The 5583-nt window shown below is 31.2% G+C and carries 7 protein-coding genes; all 7 read left to right on the top strand.

Annotated elements, in window-relative coordinates; genetic code table 11:
• Window positions 1-318 (top strand): glycosyltransferase (locus PHC28_RS14955; protein ID WP_300102388.1); only part of this gene is annotated, 318 nt, incomplete at its 5' end.
• Window positions 305-1372 carry a sugar phosphate nucleotidyltransferase gene (locus PHC28_RS14950; RefSeq protein ID WP_300102385.1) on the top strand — a complete coding sequence of 356 codons (1068 nt, stop codon included), beginning with the start codon at window positions 305-307 and terminating at the stop codon, window positions 1370-1372. The genes PHC28_RS14955 and PHC28_RS14950, both read left to right, overlap by 14 nt.
• Before the next feature lie 220 nt (window positions 1373-1592).
• On the top strand, window positions 1593-1805 hold the full coding sequence (locus PHC28_RS14945) for a hypothetical protein (protein WP_300102382.1): 213 nt from the start codon (window positions 1593-1595) through the stop codon (window positions 1803-1805).
• A gap of 144 nt (window positions 1806-1949) precedes the next feature.
• Entirely contained in the window at window positions 1950-3068 is a 1119-nt protein-coding gene (locus tag PHC28_RS14940) for an EpsG family protein (RefSeq protein WP_367278048.1), read from the top strand.
• 468 nt (window positions 3069-3536) lie between these two features.
• The gene (locus tag PHC28_RS14935) at window positions 3537-4058 is read left to right on the top strand and encodes a DapH/DapD/GlmU-related protein (protein ID WP_300102376.1); all 522 of its coding nucleotides are present in this window, start codon (window positions 3537-3539) and stop codon (window positions 4056-4058) included.
• A complete protein-coding gene (locus PHC28_RS14930; protein WP_300102373.1) occupies window positions 4055-5257 on the top strand; it encodes a glycosyltransferase in 1203 nt (400 codons plus the stop codon). Before PHC28_RS14935 ends, PHC28_RS14930 begins: the two co-directional genes overlap by 4 nt.
• Window positions 5250-5583 (top strand): glycosyltransferase (locus PHC28_RS14925; RefSeq protein ID WP_300102370.1); only part of this gene is annotated, 334 nt, incomplete at its 3' end. The genes PHC28_RS14930 and PHC28_RS14925, both read left to right, overlap by 8 nt.

Raw genomic sequence — 5583 nt, 5'->3', positions numbered from 1 at the left:
CCTACATACTTTGATGGAATACCGGGATCTATCAGGGAGACTATGTTTATGGGTATTCCGGTAATATCCTATGCTGTTGGCGGGATTCCATCATTAAACGAGACGTTAGAATGTATTACACTAGTTGAGAAACAAAATATTACCGAACTGGTGGCTAAGATTGAACTCGTGTTAGACGACCATGAAAGGACTAATAGGCTTGTCGAGAATGCCTTGAAGGTGATTACGGAAAAATATGATACCGGAAGAATATATGATAATCTGCTTAGCATTTATAATGACATTTTAAACAGTAAAAAACGCGATGAAACAAATTGAATTAAATGATCCGCTTTTTATAACGGTAAATTTCACCGTCTTGGAATCTCTCGAGCGGATGGATACGTTGAATCGTAAATTGCTTATTGTAATAAAAGACGATAAATTTTATGGAGTGCTAAGTATTGGAGACATACAGCGTGCTATAATCAACAAATACCCTCTCGAGAATTCTATTGAGACAATATTACGAAAGGAGATAACAGTTTGCCAAGAAAGCGACAGTGCGGAATTTATCAAACAAAAAATGATTGAATTCCGTACGGAATGTATGCCCATTTTAAACGAATATCATAACCTGATGAACGTGGTGTTCTGGGAAGATATTTTTGAATCGCAGTTTAAAAGAAAAAATATCTCTTTAAACGTACCGGTTATAATTATGGCTGGCGGGCAAGGCACTCGGCTAAAACCACTGACCAATATTTTTCCAAAGCCGCTATTGCCCATTAACGAAAAGACCATTATTGAGGATATAATGGATCGTTTTGTTGCTGTAGGCTGTAAAGAATTTTACCTATCGGTGAACTATAAAGCAGATACCATTAAAAGTTATTTTAATGTTTTACAAAATCCGGATTATATCATTCATTATTTCGAAGAGAATAAGCCACTTGGAACTGCCGGCTCGATGTTTTTAATAAAAAACAAAATAGACTCAACTTTTTTTGTCTCCAATTGTGATATTTTAATAGATCAGGATCTTGAAGAAATTTACAATTATCACAAACAGAATGAAAATGACATAACGGTAGTTTCGGCTGTAAAAAGATACAAGATTCCATATGGTACAATACAAACCAAAGAAAACGGAATATTGTCCCAATTGGATGAAAAACCGGAGTTGGTATTTCAGATTAACACCGGGATGTATATTTTAGAACCAAAGGTGTTGCAATTTATTCCTGAAGATGAATTTTTTCATATAACGCATTTAATTGAGCTGGTGCGTGAAAATGAAGGCAAGGTAGGCGTATTTCCCATTGCCGAAAACAGTTGGCAGGATATCGGTAATTGGGATGATTACAGCAAAATTTTGAAAATTAAATTATAGATATGCGAATTCAAAAAATAGTTAAGAAAATATACCATACACTTATTCTTATTATGATCATGTTGCATATGCAAAACATATCGGGGTAAAGATGGGAGAGGATGTACACATATATGGAAATCCTACTGGTATGTTTAGTACTGAGCCATGGTGTATCACATTAGGAAGCCATGTCCATATTACAAGAGAAGTTCTTTTTCTCACACATGACGGTGGTACATTGCTGTTCCGGAAAGATATTCCGGATCTTGAAATCACAAGCCCCATAAAAGTTGGAAACTATGTTTACATTGGTGTGAGAAGTATTATTATGCCAGGAGTCAATATTGGGAATCATTATATTATTGCTGCGGGTTCACTAGTAACAGAAGATGTGGCAGATAATACATTAGTGGGCGGAGTTCCGGCTCGATTTATAAAAAACTACAGATGATTATTTGTCCCGAATTAAATCACGTTCTTTGCATTTGGGACATTTGAAAGGAAAAGAAAAGGATACTGCATTAAAGAAATTGTTTAAAGAAATAGAATAACTTAATTACTACGCAAACCATTTATATTGGTTAATAAATAATCTATGATCAGACTGATTTTAATTTTAATTTTTATGCTGTTGGCATTTTTCTTTGCCAGCAAGGATTTAAATATAAGTTATGAAAAACGAAGACTTCAATTTATAAAAGTTTGCATATTTCTGTTGATTCTACAATCCGGATTAAGAAATTGGGCAGTCGGAGCAGATACCTATCAATATTTTTTAAGATTTGAATCGGCCAAAGGAGAATCGTGGCAAGATTTAGTGGCTGATATCCTCAATTTTGAAGGAAAAGATCCGTTTTACACATTGTTTCAGAAATTTTTTCAGCTGTTTTCTAGCAATTATCAATGGTATTTGATTTTTGTTGCCCTCATTTTTATGCCGGCTTTGGGGTATTTTATTTATAAAAATACTACTAAAATAAGACATGCATTGCTTGCTTTTATTATATATATGGGTAATTTTTATGGTTTCTTTTCAATTACCGGTATAAGGCAAACGATTTCAACCGCTTTGCTTTTGTGGAGTTATCAATATATAAAAGAGCGAAAGCTGTTGGTTTTTACAATACTTGTTTTATTTGCCGGACTATTTCATTTGTCTGCTTTAATCTTTTTTCCATTATACTTCGTCGCAGAATTAAAACGACCAAAATTAATTTTTCGATTGGCATTATTTGGGTTCCCGTTCGCGATGGTTTTTAAAAACCAATTGGCCGTTTTCTTTGTAAGATTTATTGATGCACAAGATCGTTTTGGAGTTTATTCAGAACAATATGAAAAAGGAGGATCTTATGTATTAACCGCTTTTCATGTTTTGCTGGCTATCTGGGCTTTGGGGCTTTTTACTAAAATGATGTCAATTGTTCCTACAACCTATAGGATGTATAACACTTTTGCATTAGCCTTGTTTTTCTTTCCATTGCAGTGGGTAAATCCCAGTGCCGGCCGAATAGCGCAATATTTTACAATTGTTATTATGATTTGGATCCCCTATTTGCTTGATGCGGCAAGTATGAACCAACCTAAACGAAGAGAATTTTTATATATCATAACAATCATTTTTTTAATTAGTGCTACTTTATTTGCCATTACTTTGGATGAATATAAGTTTTTCTGGCAAGATATGAAGTTACCTCAGAATTATTATATTTATTGATAAATATTGATTTAACCCGCAGGGTTTAATTATTAAAAGCAAAAAAAATTGATTATTTATTTCTCAAAACATTGATATTTAGTATTTTAAAATCTAAAAATAAACAATTTTTATGTCAATTATAATAAAAAATTATTTAAGGGTTTTAAAACTTTAAAATTTAATGAATTGAAAAAATCAAATGAGATGTCGGCAGAAAAAAATATCTGATTTAGAAGAAGTTTCGGTGAGTTTAACAACTGTATTTATGTCAGTTGATAGCGAAAATTGACTAATTAATAGGTTTGCTCCGTACCAGGGGTTTTCATTAAGTAGATATTACATACGAATAATTGGATTACTGAATAACATAAAAAAAGCTTTTAGATTACAAAAAATAAATAGTGTTAAATATATTATATGATAAATTTTTATTATTACTTAATTCGTTTGTATAGATTTTTTAGAATCTTTATATCAACGCCTTTAATGTATCTTATATTACGATTAAGTGGTGTTACGTATGGTAAAGGAATCCTTTTTGACGGTATATTGAGAATTATCAATAAATCAGGCGTGAAATCTATAACGATTGGAAATAATTGTAGATTTAATTCATCCAATAAATCTAACATTATTGGTATCAACCACGCTTGTATATTTTCTACGCATCATAAAAATTCGAAAATAATAATTGGAAATAATTGTGGTTTCAGCGCTACTGTAATCGGATCATTCAATTATATAGAAATTGGGGATGATGTTCAGTGTGGTGCAAACACACTAATAACCGATGGAGACTGGCATTTTAATGACCCAAGGGTTGGTCCTTCAAAGCCTATTATTATAAAAAATAATGTTTGGTTAGGTTATGGAGTAGTTGTTTTAAAAGGAGTTGAAATTGGTGAAAATACGATTATTGGAGCTAACAGTGTTGTAACAAGTAATATTCCTGCCAATGTTATTGCTTCCGGGAATCCATGCAGAGTTGTAAAAGAAATTAAGAAATGAATATAGCATTTGTTGGACTTTCGGGGGTTCCATATTTAAGAAGAGCAGCCGATAATAGGTTAATGGCTTTTGCTCAAGCCTATGCTGGAATTGGATATAAAGTGATAGTTATAAATAGAAATCCAGTTAAAGCTAAAGTGGATATAAAATTGGATCAAACTTTTAGCGAAAATATTAAATTTTTTGAAGTTCTAGATATAGATAAACCAAAAAACAATATTATAAATTTTTTTATAAAAATAATATCCTATCCAATTGAATTTTATAAAATTATAAAATTAAATAGAATTAATAAGATTGATTTAATTCAAATTTATTCTGGTCACTTTTTTGAATGTTTGATTTATTATTCTTTAGCTAAAATAATAAATGCTAAGACAATATACCAATATGTAGAATTTAGAACAAGTGTAAAAAGAGTAGGTATTTATCATAAAGTTAATAGTTATTTATTTGATTATTATGGGTATAAATTATTTGATGGTATCATCGCAATAAGTAATTTTATTATTAATCATCTAAAGTCGCTTCATTGCGAAGTGCCAATAATAAAAGTACCACCTGTTTGCGACTTTAATTTTTTTGATTCAATTGAAAAAGAAAGAATAACTAGTGACTATCTTTTGTTTTGTGGATCGGTAGAATATTTTGAAGTTATTGAACAAATTGTTGAGTCCTACAAATTATCTGACAGCATTAAGAATGGAGTGCAATTATATCTAATTCTAAATGGAAATCCTAAAAATATTTCGAAAGTAAAAAAAATAATTTCTGAGTTTTCTTCTATAGTAATAATTTCAAATTTGCCATATAAAAAATTAATTGGGATATATAAAAGTGCTAGGGCATTATTAATTCCTCTCAGAGATACGATTCAAGACACTTCAAGGTTCCCAAATAAAATTTGCGAATATTGTGCTTCTAAAAATACTATCATTACCACAAAATTTGGAGAAATTCCATTATATTTTAATGATGGAGAAAATGCACTAATTGCTAGTATATTTTCCCCAGAAGCTATAGCTGCAAAAATTAATGAAGTAATATATAATGAATGCCATTTATTGCATATTAGAAAAAATGCGTATATAGTTGGAATGCATTATTTTAACATTAGTTCTTATTTTGAAAGGTTAGAGAAATTTACTTTAATAGTTACAGCTAATGATAGAGAAAAGGAAAATTGGTGTAATGAATAAAAAAAAAATAATCCGCATCACCACCGTCCCAATTTCGTTGGAAAAACTTTTGGAAAACCAAATGCTTTTCATGAAATCGCATTATGAAGTGACGGCCATTTCATCTGATAAACCCAATTTAGAGCGAGTGGGACAACTGCAGGAAGTTCCCGTATTTCACGTTGAAATGACACGGAAAATTACACCTTGGCAAGACTTAAAAGCATTGTGGAATCTCTACGCCTATTTAAAAAAAAAAAAACCATTTATCGTTCATACCCATACTCCCAAAGCGGGTACACTGGGTATGATGGCGGCTAAAATGGCGGGAGTTACTCATCGTTTGC

Origin of the sequence: Flavobacterium sp. (genome assembly GCF_028712645.1) — a bacterium.
Lineage (GTDB): Bacteria > Bacteroidota > Bacteroidia > Flavobacteriales > Flavobacteriaceae > Flavobacterium.
This window is presented reverse-complemented; position numbering and strand designations above follow the sequence as displayed.

Excerpts from the sequence above, each read along its gene's own strand:
- PHC28_RS14935 (WP_300102376.1), top strand. The coding sequence starts at position 3,537 with ATGTATCTTATATTACGATTAAGTGGTGTTACGTATGGTAAAGGAATC.
- PHC28_RS14930 (WP_300102373.1), top strand. The coding sequence starts at position 4,055 with ATGAATATAGCATTTGTTGGACTTTCGGGGGTTCCATATTTAAGAAGA.
- PHC28_RS14950 (WP_300102385.1), top strand. The coding sequence starts at position 305 with ATGAAACAAATTGAATTAAATGATCCGCTTTTTATAACGGTAAATTTC.
- PHC28_RS14940 (WP_367278048.1), top strand. The coding sequence starts at position 1,950 with ATGATCAGACTGATTTTAATTTTAATTTTTATGCTGTTGGCATTTTTC.